8 protein-coding genes are annotated in these 16662 nt (G+C 72.6%); 3 read left to right on the top strand and 5 right to left on the bottom strand.

Annotated elements, in window-relative coordinates:
- The first annotated feature begins 55 nt into the window (after nt 1-55).
- On the top strand, nt 56-2116 hold the full coding sequence (locus AC07O8_RS06525) for a M3 family metallopeptidase (protein ID WP_495047269.1): 2061 nt from the start codon (nt 56-58) through the stop codon (nt 2114-2116).
- Nucleotides 2117-2270: 154 nt separating this feature from the next.
- Nucleotides 2271-5534 carry a DUF2135 domain-containing protein gene (locus AC07O8_RS06520; RefSeq protein ID WP_495047268.1) on the top strand — a complete coding sequence of 1088 codons (3264 nt, stop codon included), beginning with the start codon at nt 2271-2273 and terminating at the stop codon, nt 5532-5534.
- A 33-nt stretch (nt 5535-5567) separates the two neighbouring features.
- Here the strand turns inward: AC07O8_RS06520 and AC07O8_RS06515 are convergent, their stop codons facing one another.
- Genes AC07O8_RS06515 through AC07O8_RS06505 form a run of 3 tightly spaced genes read right to left on the bottom strand, consistent with a single transcriptional unit; the run spans nt 5568 to nt 12760 of the window.
- Nucleotides 5568-8885 (bottom strand): EAL domain-containing protein, encoded by a 3318-nt coding sequence (locus tag AC07O8_RS06515; RefSeq protein ID WP_495047267.1) that lies wholly within the window; start codon nt 8883-8885, stop codon nt 5568-5570.
- A 29-nt stretch (nt 8886-8914) separates the two neighbouring features.
- Nucleotides 8915-9589, bottom strand: coding sequence for a FecR family protein (locus AC07O8_RS06510; RefSeq protein ID WP_495047266.1), 675 nt, complete (start codon nt 9587-9589; stop codon nt 8915-8917).
- A gap of 51 nt (nt 9590-9640) precedes the next feature.
- A complete protein-coding gene (locus tag AC07O8_RS06505; RefSeq protein ID WP_495047265.1) occupies nt 9641-12760 on the bottom strand; it encodes a CHAT domain-containing protein in 3120 nt (1039 codons plus the stop codon).
- A 300-nt stretch (nt 12761-13060) separates the two neighbouring features.
- On the opposite strand from AC07O8_RS06505, the gene AC07O8_RS06500 reads away from it, so the two are divergent.
- A complete protein-coding gene (locus tag AC07O8_RS06500) occupies nt 13061-14029 on the top strand; it encodes a hypothetical protein (RefSeq protein ID WP_495047264.1) in 969 nt (322 codons plus the stop codon).
- 52 nt (nt 14030-14081) lie between these two features.
- Here AC07O8_RS06500 and AC07O8_RS06495 read toward each other — a convergent pair whose 3' ends face one another.
- Entirely contained in the window at nt 14082-15284 is a 1203-nt protein-coding gene (locus AC07O8_RS06495) for an MFS transporter (protein ID WP_495047263.1), read from the bottom strand.
- Entirely contained in the window at nt 15281-16651 is a 1371-nt protein-coding gene (locus AC07O8_RS06490; protein ID WP_495047262.1) for a DNA recombination protein RmuC, read from the bottom strand. Before AC07O8_RS06490 ends, AC07O8_RS06495 begins: the two co-directional genes overlap by 4 nt.
- Between the last annotated feature and the right edge of the window lie 11 nt (nt 16652-16662).

The following is a 16662-nucleotide window of genomic DNA, read 5'->3' as shown; positions in this document are numbered from 1 at the left end:
GCGCGCGAAAGGCTGAGACACTGTCCCGGCATTTCGTCAGATTCACGAGGCCTGCATGACCGATACCGCCGCCGCGCCCTCCGCCGCGAACCCCTTGCTCTCGACCGCGTCGTTGCCCGACTTCGCCGCGATCGATCCCTCGCACATCCAGCCCGCCATCGCCGATCTGCTGGCCGAGGCCCAGAAGGCCCTCGATCGGGTCACCGCGCCCGATGCCCCCGCCGACTACGATTTCCTGTCCCGCACGCTGAACGTCGCTTCCGAGCGCCTGGGCACCGCCTGGGGCGCCGTGGGCCATCTGAACGCGGTCGCCAACACCCCGGCGCTGCGCGAGGCCTACAACGCCATGCTGCCGGCGGTGACCGAGTTCTACACCGCGCTCGGCGCCAACGAGGCGCTCTATGCCAAGTACAAGGCGATCGCCGCCCTGCCCGGCCTGACGCCCGAGCGCGCGCAGCTGCTGAAGCACGCCATGCGCGATTTCGTCCTGTCCGGCGCCGAACTGCAGGGGGCGGCCAAGGAGCGCTTCGCGAAGATCCAGGAACGCAGCGCCGAACTCGGCCAGTCCTTCTCCGAACACGTGATGGACGCGACCGACGGCTGGAGCTACCTCGCGAAAGCTTCCGAACTGAAGGGCGTACCGGCGGACGTGATCGCCAACGCCCGCGCCGCGGCGGAGAAGGACGGCAACACCGATCCCGACACGCACAAGCTCACGCTGCACTTCCCCGTCTACATGCCGGTGATGCAGTACGCCGAAGACCGCGCGCTGCGCGAACGCCTGTACCGCGCCTACGTCACGCGTGCCAGCGAGCTCGGCGACAAGCCGGAGTGGGACAACGGTCCGCTCATGCAGGAACTGCTGATGCTGCGCCAGGAGGAAGCCCGGCTGCTGGGCTTCGCCAGCTTCGCCGAGGCCTCGCTGGTGCCGAAGATGGCGACCTCGCCCGCGCAGGTGCTGGACTTCCTGCGCGATCTGGCCGGCCGCGCCCGCCCGTATGCGCAACGCGATCTCGACGAGCTGCGCGACTTCGCCAAGGCGGCGTTGCGCATGGACGACCTGCAGGCCTGGGACCTGCCGTTCGTGTCCGAGAAGTTGAAGGAAGCGCGCTACGCCTTCTCCGACCAGGAGGTTCGGCAATACCTGACCCTGCCGCACGTCCTGGACGGTCTGTTCCGCATCGTCGACCGCCTGTTCGGCGTGCAACTGGTGCCGGCGAAGGCCTCGGTGTGGCACGAGTCGGTGCAGTTCTGCGAACTGCGCCGCGATGGCCGCCTGATCGGACAGGTCTACCTGGACCTGTACGCGCGCAACGGCAAGCGGCCGGGCGCGTGGATGGACGAGGTGCGCAGCCGCTGGGCGCGGCCGGACCTGGCGGGCACCGGCGCGGAGCAGATCCCCGTCGCGCACCTGGTGTGCAACTTCCCGCAGGGCGCGGACGGCAAACCGGCGCTGCTGACCCACGACGACGTCACGACGCTCTTCCATGAGTGCGGTCACGGGCTGCACCACCTGCTCACGCGGGTGGCGGAGCTGGGCGTGTCGGGCATCTCGGGCGTCGAGTGGGACGCGGTCGAGCTGCCGAGCCAGTTCATGGAGAACTTCTGCTGGGAATGGGAGGTCATCCAGCAGCTTTCCGCGCACGTGGACACCGGCGAGCCGCTGCCGCGCGCGCTGTTCGACAAGATGCTGGCGGCGAAGAACTTCCAGGCCGGCCTGCAGACGCTGCGCCAGATCGAGTTCTCGCTCTTCGACATGCGGCTTCACGCGGAGCCGGGTTCGGAGACGCGCGTGGAGGACCTGCTGGCCGAGGTGCGCGACGAGGTGTCGGTGCTGCCGCCGCCCGCCTTCAACCGCTTCCAGCACAGCTTCTCGCACATCTTCGCCGGCGGGTATGCGGCGGGCTACTACAGCTACAAGTGGGCGGAAGTCCTCTCGGCCGACTGCTGGAGCGCCTTCGAGGAGGAAGGCGTGTTCAACCCGGCGACGGGCCGCCGCTACCTCGACGAGATCCTGTCCATGGGCAGCGTCCGCGACGCGATGGACAACTTCAAGGCCTTCCGCGGCCGCGAGCCGCAGATCGACGCGCTGCTGAGGCATCAAGGCATGGCCTGACCCCGCGATCCCGGGGACCTCGTCAACCGCGAGGCCCGGGCACGCGTTCCTCCCGGAACCGAGGGAAACCCGGTGGCGCCGGCGGCTTGAGCCGCTGGCAACATGGCGGCCAGGGCGCGGGCGACAGACCGGCGCCCTTCGAGGGAGACATCGCATGCTGAATCACCGATCGCGCCGCATGTCCGGCGCGCTCAGCCGCGCCGCCGCGGCCTGGGCCCTGCTGCTGGGCGCGAGCGCCGTGATGGCGCTGTCGCCGGTCATGCCGCCACCACCCCCCTCGATGAAGCCGCCACCGGTGGCGCCGCCGGTCCGCTGGATCTCGATCCAGGCCGCCGACGCCAGCACGCCGATCCGGCTGCGACAGGTGTCGGTGCAGGGCCGCATCAGCGGCAGTTCCGCGGTCTCCCGCGTCGAGCTCACGCTGTTCAATCCCAACGCCCGGGTGCTGTCCGGAGAACTGCAGTTCCCGCTCAACGGCGGCCAGACGGTGACCGGCTTCGCGCTCGACATCAACGGCGTGCTGCGTCGCGCCGTGCCGGTCGAGAAGGCCAAAGGCCGCCAGGTCTACGAGGACACCATCCGCAATCGCGTCGATCCGGCCCTGCTCGAGGTGACCGAGGGCAACTTCTACAAGCTGCAGGTGTATCCGCTGCCCGCGGGCGGCACGCGTCGCGTGGTGCTCGACATCCGCGAATCGCTTGAGAGCGCCGGCGCCGAGGCGTCGCCGGTTTGGCGGCTGCCGCTGCAGTTCAACGGTGCCGTGGACCGCCTGGCGGTGGATGTGCGGATCGACGGCGCCCCGCCGGCGCAACTGGCCGCCTCATGGGGCCCGGAGCCGCTGGCCGTCGCGCCGGCACCGGACGGCGGCAGCCGGTTGCGCGTGCTGCGCGATGCGGCGGAGGCCTCCGGCGAACTGCGCATCGCGCTGCCGGGCCGCCTCGCCGCGCCGGCCGTGACCACGGAACGTTTCAAGGGTCGGACCTATGTCCTGGCCGAGGTGCCGGTCGACACGGCGCCGTCGCCGCGACCGGTCCCGCGCACGGTGGGCCTGGTGTGGGACGCGTCCGCGTCGGGCGCCGCGCGGGACCACGATCGCGAGTTCGCCCTGCTCGACGAATGGTTCCGGGCCCTGCGCTCGGTCGAGGTGCGGCTCAAGGTCGTGCGCAACGACGCCGAACCGGTGGAACGTTTCGTCATCCGTGACGGCGACTGGCGTGCGCTGCGCCAGCGCCTCGAACGCGTGCCGTATGACGGCGCGACGGCGCTCGGCGCGATGGACACGCCCGACGGCAGCGACGTGACGCTGCTGTTCTCGGACGGCGTGGGCACCTGGGGCGCTGGCGGATGGCCGACGACGGGCAAGCCGCTGTTCGCCTTCTCGGCCTCGGCGGGCGCGGCCGAAGCGGCGCTGCGCCGCGTGGCCGAATCGCGCGGCGGGGCCTACGCGGACCTGCTCACGACGGACACCGCCGAGGCGGCGCGCCTGATGGCCGAAGAGCGGCCTCGCGTGCTCGAGGTCAGCGGACTGGGCGCCGGCGAATGGGAAACGGGATCCATGTTTCCGCAGGCGGGCCGACTGCTGATCGCTGGCGTCATGACGCAACCGCAGGCGACGATGAAGGTGCGGCTCTCCACACCCGGCGGCGCGCCCCGGTCGATCACGGTGCCCTTGCGCGTTGCAGCCGCCGAGCCGATCGCAGCGACGATGCCGTCGACGTCCACCGACACGGCCGAAACGTCCGAGGCGTCCGAGACGTCCGAGACGTCCGAGACGTCCGGGGCCGCACCCGCCGTCGGACTCGCCGCCTATCGCTGGGCGAGTTTCCGCCTCGGCCGGCTGGATGCCGACCGCGCGGCCCAGCGCCAGGCGATCCGCCGACTGGGCATGGACTTCGGGCTGGTGACGCGCGAGACCTCGCTGATCGTGCTGGACACGGCCGCCGACTACGTCCGTCACGACATCGAGCCGCCCGAGGACCTGCGCGCGGAATGGGAACGGCTGATGGCCACGCGCACGGCGACGCGCCAGGGCGATCGCGCGGAGGCCCGCCGCGACCTGATCCAGCGCTTCGAGGACAAGGTGCTGTGGTGGGCTGAGACACCGGCCCTGCGTGCGGCCGCCCGGCAGGTGGCCGAGCAGATCGCGGGCAAGAACCGTCGCGACGCGTCGGCACCGCGCCCGTTCGAGCCGCCGATGCCGATGTCGGTGCCCCCGCATCAGGAATTCAGGCCTGCGCCGATGATTGCGCCAACGACCCCTGCGCCTGCACCTGCACCTGCACCTGCACCTGCACCTGCACCTCCACCGATGTTCCGTCCGGCAGCGCCTGCTCCGGCCCCGGCTCCGATGGCGCCGGCCCGCGTCCGTCCCATCGCCGCGGAGTCCTCGCGGACGGAACGCGCGGTCGCGGAGGCCCCCGCTCCGATGGCGGCCGCTGCGGCGGCACCGGCCCAGCGTATGCGCGCGGCTCCCACGACCCCAGGCGCGCCGCAGGCCGGCGACGGCGACATCGCGCTGCGCGCGTGGCAGCCCAACGAGATCTACGCGCAGCGCCTGAAAGGCGCCGCCGACAAGGATGTCTACGCGATCTACCTGGACGAGAAACCGTCCTACCTGCGCAGCTCGGCGTTCTTCCTCGACGTGGCGGACCGGCTGATCGAACGCAAGCAGACCGCGCTGGGGCTGCGCGTGCTGTCCAATCTCGCCGAGATGGACCTGGGCAACCGCCAGCTGCTGCGCATCCTGGCCTACCGGCTGAAGCAGGCGGACCGTCCGCGCGACGCGATTCCCATCCTCGAGGAGGTGCTGCGCCTGGCCCCTGACGAGCCTCAGTCCTACCGCGACCTCGCGCTGACCTGGGCCGACGCGGGCGAATCGCAGCGCGCGGTGGACCTGCTGGCCGAAGTCGTGAACCGGCCCTGGCAGAACCGTTTCCCCGACGTCGAGCTGATCGCGCTGGCCGAGCTGAACGCCATCGCCGAGCGCTCGCGGCTCCAGGGCAAGGCACTGGACCTGTCGGCGATCGACGCGCGGCTGCGCCGCCCGCTGCCGCTGGCGCTGCGCGTGGTGATGAGCTGGGACGCGGACAACACCGACATCGACCTGTGGGTGACCGATCCCGACGGCGAGCGCGCGTACTACGGCAACGCGCTGACGCGCCAGGGCGGACGCATGTCGCGGGACTTCACCGGCGGCTACGGCCCCGAGGAGTTCTCGCTGCGCGTGGCCAAGCCGGGGACCTACACGGTGCAGGCCAACTTCTTCGGCCACCAGCAGCAGGTGATCGCGCCCTCGACGACGATCATGGTGCGCCTGTCCACCGGTTTCGCGACCGCGCGGCAGAAGGACCAGGACATCGTCCTGCGCCTGAGCGGCCGCGGCGACGGGGTCGTCGTCGGGACCTTCACCGTGAAGTGACGGTCGCCGCGGGAAGCGGTCCGGCGCCTGCGATCAAGCGCCGGGCTTGCGCCACGGCACCGTCTGGATGAGCCGCTTCGCGTCCTCGGGCGGCAAGGCCTTGGCGAACAGCCAGCCCTGCGCGACCTGGACGCCGAGTTCCTCCAGCAGGACCGCCTGCGCCTCCTCCTCGACGCCTTCGGCCAAGGTCTGCTTGCCGAGCGCGTCGGCGAGGCCGACGATGGTGCGCACGATCTCGCGCGATTCGCGACCGGCGCCCAGGCGCATCACGAAGCTGCGGTCGATCTTCAGCGTGTCGAACGGGAAGCGGTGCAGATAGGCGAGCGACGAGTACCCCGTCCCGAAGTCGTCGATCGACAGCTTGAAGCCCATCCGCGCCAGCTCCTGCAGCACTTCGGCGCTGCGCTGCGGGTTGGCCATCGCCATGCTTTCCGTGACCTCGAGCTTGAGCTGCGACGCCGGCACGTCGCCCAGCGCCTTGAGCGTCTCGCGGGCGTCGGTGAGCAGTTCGTCGTCGCGCGCCAGCTGCACGCCCGACACGTTCACCGCGATCTCGCCCTTGAAGCCGATCTCCCGCCAGCGGCGCAGCTGCAGCGCCGCCTCGATCAGCGTCCAGCGGCCGATCTCGACGATCTGGCCGCTCTCCTCCGCCACCGGGATGAAGTCGCCGGGCATCACCAGGCCTCGGGTCGGATGCTTCCAGCGGATCAGCGCCTCGAAGCCGAGCAGCGCCCGGTCCGACAACCTCACGAAGGGCTGGTAGTGGAGCTGGAACTCGCCCGCCTGCAGGCCGCGCGCGATGTTCTCCTTCACCCAGCGCCGCGATTGCTCGACCAGCTGCCGCGCCGGATCGAACAGGCGGGCATGGCCGGCGCCGGCCGCCTTGGCGCTGGCCAGCGCGCTTTCCGCGGCGGACATCAGATCGTCCGGACTGAAGTTGCCCTGCCCGGTGAACGCCCAGCCGGCGCACGCGGTGAGGCGGTGCGCGCCGGTGTGCGGGGAGATCCCCCTCGCCGAGGCTGCGGAGGCCGCCGAGGCCGCTGCCGCCGCGCTGAGCGTGCCGGTGCCGGCACCCTCGTCGACATCGACATCCAGGGTCTCGAACAGATAGGGTTCTTCGATGCGCGCCAGCGCCCACTCGGGCACGCGATCGACGAGCGCGCCGGCCTCGATGCGGGCCTCGAAGAGCACGCCGAACTGGTCCGCGCCCAGCCGCGCGACGACACGCCCGGCGCGCGCCGTCCGTCCGGAGGCGCCGGCCAATCGCCGCGCGCTCTCCACCAGCACCGCATCGCCGGCCATCCAGCCATGGCGCTCGTTGAACGCGCGGAAATCGTCCAGGCCCACCAGCGCGACGCCGATCGGGACCCCAGGCGTCGGATTGGCCAGCCGCTGCGCCACCAACTCCATGAACAGCGCGCGGTTCGGCAGGCCGGTGAGCCGGTCGTGCAGCGCCTCGTGCGCGACCTGCGCCTGCAGACGTTCGTTCTCGCTGATGTCGGTCAGCGAACCGGCCATGCGCACCGGCTTGCCGTCCTGGCGCACCGCGACGCCGCGTGCCAGCAGGGCCCGCGTCTGACCGCCCTGCTCGAAATGCAGCACGTGGTGGAACTGGAAACTGCGGCCCTGCAGGTGCGCGTCGAGATCGGCCCGGAACAACCCGGCCGCCGCCTCGTCCAACGGGCGCGTGAAGCGGTCGATGCCGGCAGGCGTCCCGTCCGATGCTGCGCCCGATGAAGTGCCCGATGACGTGCGCCGCGCGAGGCGGCGCCAGAAGCCGCGCTTCAAGCCGTCGGCAGGTTGCTCGCCGGGCGCGCGCGCGTCGCCCATCAGCGCGAGCCAGCGCGCCGAGACGTCGAGCCGATCGTCGGCGATGTCCCAGTCCCAGAGCCCGTCGTTGGCGCCCAGCGCGGCCAGCGCATAGCGCTCCTCGCTCACGGTCAGGCGCCGGAGCGCCTCGCGCCGTCGGGACTGATCGGCGAGCGCGCGCAGCGTCAGCGCGGCCAGGCTCGCCGCTGCCACGGCCAGCAGCGGCGCAGCCAGCGACAGGACGAGGTGTTCCTCCTCGAATGCCCACTGGGCGCCATAGAGTCCTCCCCCCACCAGCAGCGCCACCGCCGGCAGTCCGCGCCACAGCGGCCCACGCGCAAGCAGCAACGCGCACAGCAGCGGCAGCGCCAGCAACGCCCCCAGCTCCGCGAGCGACGCCCACGACGGGCGTGTCAGCGTGCGTCCGGTCAGGATGTTGTCGACGACGGTCGCCAGCCGCTCCATGCCGGGCAGGCCGGCGTCGAAGGGACTCGGGAAGTGGTCGCCGGCGCCGAGTGCCGACACGCCGATGATCACGATGCGGTTGTGCAGCGCTTCCTCGGGCACCTTGCCGTCGACGAGGTCGGCCATCGACACCGACGGGAAGCTGCCCGTTGGACCGTAGTAGTTGACGCCCTGCCGCGACAGCAGATCCAGCGGGACGCGCAGCGACCCCCAGCGCAGATCCCGGCTCCAGCGCAGCGTGGCCTCGGACCAGGGCTGACGCATCGCGTCGCCGGCGATGCGCACGGCCAGCGACGGATAGACCTCGCCGTCCAAGGGCAACGCCGGCAGGTCATGGCGCAGGGCGCCGTCGGCCTCGCGCACCGCCTGCACGTGGCCCAGCGAGGTCGCCGCGGACAGCAGCGGCTCCGGCGGTGCGTCGGCGCGCTCGGGCAGCAGCGCGCTGCGCGGCGCCCCCTCGGCCCGCATGAAGGCCTGCGCGAGCAGGCCGCGCGGCGCGTTGCCAGCGGGGCCGGAGGATGCGGAGGATGCGGAGGATGCGGAGGATGCCGAGGACGCTGAGGACGCGGCAGGGGCCGCCGCAGCCGCGCCGCCGTCGGCGCTCGCCGCCGGCGGCAGCGCGAACGGCAGCAAGACCGGCGCGCCACCGCGCATGGCGGCCGCGAGCATCGCGTCGCTGTCCGGCTTCGCGTCGAGCAGCAGCATGTCGACGGCGATCAGGCGGGGCTGGGCCGCCTTCAGCCGCGTGATCGCGTCCGCGAGCAGCGGACGACCCGGCGCCATGCCGCCGAAGCGCGCGGCGCTGGCGTCGTCGAAACGTACCAGCGTGATCGGATAGGTCGTGCCCGGCGCGAGCCGGCCGCGCCACTGCGCCTGCGCGTCCTGCACCAGGCCGTCCAGGCGCGACAGCGGCCCGGACTGGAAGCGGGAGATCCACAGCATCGCCGCGGCCGCCGTCACCAGCAGCGCGACGATCAGTTGAGCCCAGGCCCAGCGCGACGGCCAGCGCAGGACACCGCGCTGTCGCACCCGCGCGGCCCTGCCTGATCGCAGGTTCAGGGAGACGTTCGAAGCCATGCCCACACCGCGTCGCGACGGGCCCGTCATCAGACCCCCGACAGGCGGTCCAGCGCCGCACGGACCCTGTGCGCGGGCCATGGCGTCGCCGCGGTGCAGCCTTCCGAGACCTCGCAGTCCGTGCCGCCGGCCCGCTCGACGACCACCGGCACCTGCGCGCCCAGTCCGCGGGTGCGGCCCGCGGCGCGTGGTCCGGGCGACACGGCGACCTGGCCGGACTGCACGTGCACCGAGGTCTGCTCGTTGTCGCCGACCTCCACGAGGAACTCGGTGCCCCGCACCGCCGTCACCGCCGACGGTGTGCGGACTTCCCATTTGCCGGAGCCGGAGGGCGTGACCTTCTGCCCCAGCAGACCGCGTTCCAGCAGCAGGGACACGTCGCGGGCGCCGTCCGCATAGCCTGGCATCACGCCCGTGCCGGCGTCGGTGCCGAGGTTCAGCCGGGTCAAGGTCAGTTGGCTGCGATCGCCGACGACCAGGCTGGACCCGTCCGGGCAGCGCAGCCGCACGCGGCCGTTGTCGCCGGTGCGCAGCTGGGCGCCCTCGCCCACCTTGTCCCCGAGCCTCAGCGGCTGCGCCTGGCCCGCGACGACGCGCGTCGCGTCGCCCGCCAGCGCGGCCACCTCGCAGGCCTGCGCGCGCGCGGCCAGCGCGACCATCGTCATCGCCGCGATCAGCGCGGCATCCCTCATCACGTGTTTCATCGTTGTTGTCATGGTGTGCTCGTCACGGAGTGAATGCGGCGGCCGACATCATCACTGCGCCGGGTCGCCGAACAGCGCGTAGGCCGCCCAGTAATACGGATGCGTCCAGCGGCCCTGCCCCTCCTGGCCGTCGACGAGCTGCAGCTGCGCCCGGCGCAGGCCGGCGGCGCGCGTGTCGGCCGGCTGCAGCGCGGCACTGGTCAGCGCGGCGGCGGACGCGGACTCCACCGCCCAATGCGTCGCCAGCACGGACCGCGCGCCGGCGAAGAAGAAGCCGCGCACCAGCCCCGACATCGCCGCGCCGCCCTGCTCGCCGGCCGCCGTGTTGCAGGCCGACAGCAGCACCCACTGCGCGTTCATGCGCAGCGTGAGCACGTCGTCGAGCTCCAGCAAGGGCGACGCGGAGGCGTCCGTCTCGGCGGCCAGCGCCAGCGCCGGCTTCGAGATGCCCGGCAGCTCGCCCGGCATCAGCCCGTGGGTCGCGAAGGCCAGCACGCGTCGATCGGCCAGCGGCGTGGCCAGCACCGCGCTGCGCGTCGCCGCCGCGCCCAATCGCAGGTCGGCGGCGGGGTCGGCGCCCAGCGTGCGCGCGATCGCGAGCAGCTCCGCGCGCGTCTCCGGCAGCGGCGGGATGTCGGCATACCGGAAACCGAGCTGGGCGTCGTAGCTGCCGGCCGCACGCGTGGGCGTCGGGGCGAGCAGATGCCGCCCCGTCGCGCCGGGTTGGCCCTGCGCGGCCAGCGCGGCGGGCGGGGTCTTCCTGGTCTGCGTGGTCTGGGTCTGCGGGATCTGCGTGGCGGATGACTGGGCGAGGCCACGATCGAACACCGGATCACCGAAGCCGAGCAGCGCCTTCGGCGCCGCCGTCGGCGGCGCGGCCCGACGCAGCGCCTGCAACGACGCGCCGGACGGCAACTGCACGACGGCCTGCTGCCGCAGCAGCCAGGCCACGGGCCGCCCGGCGGCGGGCGCCTCGGTCACGAGCGCCGCGAGCGGCAGTCCCGCCAGCGGCCCGTCGCCGGCGACGATCAAGGTGTCGAGCCCCTGCCGGTTCAACGGCGCCAGCAGGTCGCGATACAGCGCATGCAATTCCGGCAAGGCCTGGGCGAGCGGCGCCTCGCGGCCCGCCGGCATCGCGCTGAGGTCGATGCGCTGGCGCAGCGCCTTCACGCGCCGGCCAAGCACGGCCGCGCCCTCCGGCACCGCGCGGAATTGCGCCGGCGCATCGGCGCGCAGCAGCCAGATGAGCGTCTGCTCATCGAGCGCGTGCACGACCAGCAGTCCTTCGCCCGGGCGCAGGCGGCCGCTCAGCGCGGCAGCGCCGGGCGTCGCCGGCGTGATCAGGTCCGCATACGCCGGATAGGCGGCGGCCAACTGCTGCCGCTGCGCGGCCAGCGCCTCACGCGCCGTGGCGGCCGCGCCCTGCTGCGCCCGCAGTTGCTGGCGCAACGCCTTCAGCAAGTCCTCGCGGGGCTTGCGCTGGTCCTTCGGCAACGCCTTGAAGGCCTCGCTCGACAACTCCTTGCGCAGCTTGTCCTCGTCCGCGATCAGCGCGGCCACCTGGCCGTACTGCCCGGAGGCGGCCTTGCGCAGCGTCTGTTCCTGGTCCAGCAGGCCGCGCAGCTCGGGCGTCGACGCCAGCATCCGCGCGGTGCTGTCGGCCAGCGCGCGCTGCGTGCTGCCCAGCTTGCGCCGGTCGGCGATCTGCAACGCGCGGTCGATCATCGCCGGCGGCAGCACCTCGCCCGCGACCGCGCGCCGCGCCGCATGCGCGAGGAACTCGTCGAACGCGAGCCCGAGCACGAAGCCGCGGAAGCCGCGCGCATCCAGATCCACCCAGCCGTCGCTGCGGTCCAGCGTCGCGGCGAAGAGCTGCTCGTAATCGCCCATCGCGCCGCTCGCGTCCCCGCGCAGCAGCCGCACGACGGCGCGCACCCCGGCGCTCTCGCGCGTCTGCGGATGGTCCTGGCCGTAGATCCGCGTGCGGTAGCGCAGCGTGCGCTCGGCCGTCTCCAGCGCCTCGTCCAGCCGGCCGGCCTTGGCCGCCAGCAGCGCGATCAGTCGGTTGTCCTGCGCCCGGCTGCGCGCGACGCCGTCGCCGCCGAGCTCCTCCAGGAACTGGCGATAGGCCTGGTCGGCCTCGACCCATCGCTTGAGGCCGAGCAGCGCGCGGACGATCTCCTGGCGCGCGAGCCAGCGCGTCTGGCTCGCCGCCGAGGCGTTCGCCCGGGCGAGCATCGCCTCGGACTGGCGCGCCGCCGCCAAGGCCTCCTCGTGCTGCTGCGACGCGTTGAGCGCGGTCGCGGCACGGTAGTGCCAGCGCGCGCCGGGGCCCTCCTCGAGTTGCCCTGCCCGCCACAACGCGAGGTTGTCCTGCGCGATGTCGGCCGCCTCGCGCGTGCGGCCCTGCGCGACCAGCGCGTAGACCAGCATCCCCTGCGAGCCGTCCAGCCAGCCCTGCCACTGCCGCAGCGTGTCCGCGGCGACGCGCGGCCCGCTGCCGGCCCGAAGCAGTTCCCGCGAGCGGGCGACCGCCTGACGCAGCGTCGCCACCGCCGCCGCGCCATCGCCGGTCAGACGCTCGACCTCGGAGCGCACCTGCAGCCGGTCGATCGTCAACGGCAGCCCGGGCTGCTGCTGGAGCGCCTCGGCCGCGAGCGCGTCAGCGCGGCGCCACGCACGCAGCATCACGTTGCGATCCTGGCCGCCGTTGGCCAGGAAATAGGTCTGACGCAGCGCGACGCCCGCGCGCGCCGCCGCGCTCAGCTGCCGGTCGGCCAGCAGTGGTTCGCAGGCCGCCAGCGCGGCGCCGGAGCTGCCCCAGGTGTACTCGGTGATCAGGTAGAGCCGGATCCAGCCTTCGCCATCGGGCCGGCCTCGGCCCAGCGTCATCAGCGCCCGGGCGATCTCGATCTGCCGGGCGCGGTCCTCGATCCGCCGCGCGGCGTGCCACTGACGCTGCAGCAGCGCATAGCGCGCGTCCGGCGCGTTCGATGCGTCGGGCAGCGGCTCGGCCAGCAGGCGCCGCGCCTCCTCCACGCCGAGCCCGCCCGCCAGGGCGTCCTGCGGATCCAGCTCCTCGGCGGTCGCGCTGCCGGACGTCTCCTCCTGCGCCTGCACGGCGGGGACGAGCGGCCCCAGCGCCGCGCAGGCGATCGCCCACGACGCCATCCGGCGCCCCAAGGCTCGTGCCGGCGCGCATCGACGCGGCGTCGGTGTCCGGCGCGTTCCCAACATCTTGTGCGGCTCCTGTCCGGCCTGCGCCGGGCTGGCAGCCATCCTAGGCGAAGGCCCGCAGCCCCCCAACACCGCGAGTGCGGTGTCGACGGCCCATGGACGGCCCATCGACGGCCCCTTTTCCGCCGCTGACAGCCCATCCGCACGAGGCGACGCGGCCTTGTCCGACAGACCGCCCGCGCCCTCGTCTCTTAAGGTGGATCAACGGCTCTCGGGCCAGCGATGGAGTTCGCGATGCGTTTCTTCCCGCCCCTTCCCCATCCGCCGGTCGGGCGGATGTTCCGGCACTTGAAGCACCCGTCGACGTCCCACGGCGCGCTGTTCTGGCTCGCCCACGCGGCGGTCCTGCTGGGGCTGCTGCTCATGGCGACCGAGGTGTCGGCGCAGCAAGGCGCCGGTCTGCGCGCGCAGTACGAGCAGCTCGCGCCGCAGCTGGCGCGCAGTCCGTTCCAGCGTCCGATCGTGCTGAGTTCGGCCGACGACACCGAGCGCCCCACGGGCGAGATGCACGCCGTGGTCGAGCATCCGTTCGGGGCGCTGTCCGGCGCGCTGCGCAACGCGGACGCCTGGTGCGACCTGCTGACGCTGCCGGCCAACGTCAAGCGCTGCGCCGTCGAGGATGACCAGGCACCCGGCGCGACCCTGCACATGGCCGTCGGCCGCAAGTTCGACCAGCCGATCGAAGACGCCTACGCGCTCGACTTCCGCTTCCACGTGCTGGCGGCGCAGCCGCAGTACCTGCTCGTGGAGATGAGCGCGAACAAGGGGCCGATGGGTACCAGCAACTACCGCCTGACGCTGGAGGCGGTGCCGATCGATGCGAAGCGCTCCTTCGTGCGGCTGCGCTACGCCTACGTGAACAACTTCGCCGCGCGCGTCGCGACCAGCGCCTACCTCTCCACCTCGGGCCGGGACAAGGTCGGCTTCACCGTCGTCGGCCGTGACGGCGACGGCCAGCCGCGCTACGTCGGCGGCATCCAGGGCATCGCGGAGCGCAACACGATGCGCTACTTCCTGGCGATCGAGTCCTACCTGGACACGCTGCCGGCGCCGGCCGAGCAGCGGCTCGACAAGCGCCTGCGCGACTGGTTCGCGGCCACCGAGCGTTATGCGCGCCAGCTCCACGAGCAATCGCTCGAGGAGTACGTCGCGATGAAGCACAAGGAGGCGCGCCGGCAGGTCGCCATCGCGCCGGGCGAATGAGGGCGAATGGGCGAGTGAATCCGCGAGTGCGGCCGGTGACGCGGCGCCCGCCTCAGGGCGCGCCGCGCGCCGGCGATTCGATCTGACGCGCGGCCCACTGCGCGCCGACCAGGATCGACGCCATCAGCCACAACGGCGCCGCCGCCACGCTCGCGGCGGCCAGCACGCCGAATCCCAGCGGCATCGCGACGGTCGCGCCGTTGGACGCAAGCATCCGCAGGCCGAGCGCCTGACCATGCCGGTCGGGCGGCGTGACCTGATGCATCGTCGCCAGCACCATGGGCTGCACCGCGCCGAGCGCCAGCCCCAGCACCGCCGACCCGAGCATCAGCCCGAGCGTGCCGGGCAACCACGCGTAGACAAGCAGCGTCACCGTCGCCACCGCCATCGCGGCGCGCAGCGCCTTCACGTCGTCGATCCGATGGGCCCAGCGCACGATGGCCAGGCGCACCAGCGTCGCCGCCGCGGCGAAGCTCCCCAGCACCAGGCCGATGCTGGACGCGGACAAGCCCTTCGCGTGACCGACCACCGGCACGACGAAGCTGTGCGCGTCCCAGCACGAGGACATCGCGACGTTGACGATCAGCAGATTGCGCAGGCCGCGGTCCTTCAGCAGGTCCCAGGCGGGGCGCGGCTTGACGCCGGCCGCTGACGGCGCAGGCAGGTGGCGCGGCACGCGGCGCGCGATCGCCCAGGCCGCGAGCGGCAGCAGGGTCGACAGCACCAGCGCGGCGGTGAACCCGGCCGTGTCGATGACGATGCCGGTGATGACCGGCGCGAACGCGTTGGACAGCGCCGGTCCGAGCGCCACCCAGCTGAAGACGCGCTTGAGTTGCGAGGCGTCATGCGCCATCAGGCCGGCTTCGCGCTGGATCGCGACGGCCGCGATCGCGACCGCGCCGCCGCACAGCAGGCAGCCCAGCGCCAGCAGCCCGACCCAGCCGAGCACCTGAGCGATCAGCGCCAGCACCGCGCCGGCGAAGGCCATCGCCACGCCGATGCCCACCGGTCGATGGAAACCGTGGCGATCGGCAAGCCGGCCGGCCCACAGCGACAGGCCCAGCGGCGCGACGGCGAACAGGCTGAGCAGCACCCCGACGAAACCGCCGCCGTAGCCCTGATGCAGCACCCACAGCGTGGCCGCGACGCGCGTCGTCGCCATGCAGGCATGCACCGCGACCAGCGACGCGATGACGGCCGCGAAACCGGCGTTCAAGCCGGTGTAGCCCTTGGCCGCCGACGCGTCGTCGCTCATCGGGCGACGCCTTCGTCCTCGACGTCGGTATCGCCCGCGGCGCCCGCGGCGCCCGCGTCGCCCAGCTTCAGCACGCGCGCGGCCTGGTCCTCGGGCAGCGCCTCGACGGACTTCAACTCACGGGTCATGACGCGGGTCCGTCGCTCGGCGAGCTCGATGTTGTTGCTCGCCTCGTCGAGCTTCTTCTTGGTCTTGGCCAGGACGTCGCCGAACTTGCCGAACTCCGTCTTCACCGCGCGCAGCACGTCCCACACCTCCGCGGAGCGCTTCTCCAGCGCCAGCGTGCGGAAACCCATCTGCAGGCTGGACAGGGTTGCCAGCAGCGTCGTCGGGCCGACCAGCATCACCTTGTGCTCGCGCTGCAGCGCCTCGCTCAGGCCGGGGCGGCGCAGCGCCTCGGCGTAGAGGCCCTCGGTGGGCACGAACAGCAGCGCGAAGTCGGTGGTGTGCGGCGGGCCGAGGTACTTCTCGCGGATGGATTTCGCCTCCAGCCGCAGCCGCGTCTCGATCGCGCGACCGGCCAGTTCCGCGGCGGGGGCGTCGGCGCGTTCCTGGGCGTCGAGCAGGCGCTCATAGTCCTCGCGCGGGAACTTCGCGTCGATGGGCAGCCAGATCGGCTGGCCGTCGTCGCGCTGGCCCGGCAGCTTGAGCGCGAACTCGACGCGGGCGCCGGTGCCCGGCACGGTCTCGACGTTCGAGGCGAACTGCTCCGGTGTGAAGACCTGCTCCAGCAGCGCCGCCAGCTGGACCTCCCCGAAAATGCCGCGCGTCTTCACGTTGGTCAGCACCCGGTTCAGCGACCCGACGTCGCGCGCCAGCGTCTGCATCTCGCCCAGGCCGCGGTAGACCTGCTCCAGCCGCTCGGCGACCTGCTTGAAGCTCTCGCCCAGGCGCTGTTCCAGCGTGGCGTGCAGCTTCTCGTCGACGGTCGCCCGCATCTGCTCGAGCTTCTTCTCGTTGTCCTGCTGGATGGCCTGCAGGCGGGCCTCGACGGTGCGCCGCGTCTCGGCCAGGCCGGCCTCGTTGCGCTGCGCCAGTGCCTGCAGCTGTTCGGTCATCGCCGTCGTCATGCGGGCCGCGGCGGCGTCCTGCGCCTCGCGCGCACGCGCCGCCTGCTGGGCGAGCGCCTGCTGGAACTGCGTGAGCGTCGCCAGCGTCTCCTGGCGAAGCCCCGCATTGCCGCGGCTGAGTTCGTCGCGCAGCGCGCGCTCCAGGCGTTCGAGGCGTTCTCCCGACTGCTGCATCAGCGGCGCCAGCGCCGCCGCCGTGTCGCCGTCCGACGTCCGTCGCCGGGTGAGCAGCCCTATGACGAGAACGATCAGGATCAGCCCGGAGAGGGCCAACTGCAGCAGGTCGGGAAAGGACATGCGTCCGATTC

This window comes from Roseateles sp. GW821-FHT09G09, assembly GCF_059415965.1.
The sequence above is the reverse complement of the archived record's forward strand: the minus strand, read 5'-3'. Positions and strand labels throughout refer to the sequence as shown.

Bases quoted from the DNA above. Each gene is read 5' to 3' on its own strand.
- AC07O8_RS06510 (WP_495047266.1), bottom strand. From the start codon at position 9,589: ATGAAACACGTGATGAGGGATGCCGCGCTGATCGCGGCGATGACGATG.
- AC07O8_RS06495 (WP_495047263.1), bottom strand. From the start codon at position 15,284: ATGAGCGACGACGCGTCGGCGGCCAAGGGCTACACCGGCTTGAACGCC.
- AC07O8_RS06490 (WP_495047262.1), bottom strand. From the start codon at position 16,651: ATGTCCTTTCCCGACCTGCTGCAGTTGGCCCTCTCCGGGCTGATCCTG.
- AC07O8_RS06500 (WP_495047264.1), top strand. From the start codon at position 13,061: ATGCGTTTCTTCCCGCCCCTTCCCCATCCGCCGGTCGGGCGGATGTTC.
- AC07O8_RS06515 (WP_495047267.1), bottom strand. From the start codon at position 8,885: ATGGCTTCGAACGTCTCCCTGAACCTGCGATCAGGCAGGGCCGCGCGG.
- AC07O8_RS06505 (WP_495047265.1), bottom strand. From the start codon at position 12,760: ATGGCGTCGTGGGCGATCGCCTGCGCGGCGCTGGGGCCGCTCGTCCCC.
- AC07O8_RS06520 (WP_495047268.1), top strand. From the start codon at position 2,271: ATGCTGAATCACCGATCGCGCCGCATGTCCGGCGCGCTCAGCCGCGCC.
- AC07O8_RS06525 (WP_495047269.1), top strand. From the start codon at position 56: ATGACCGATACCGCCGCCGCGCCCTCCGCCGCGAACCCCTTGCTCTCG.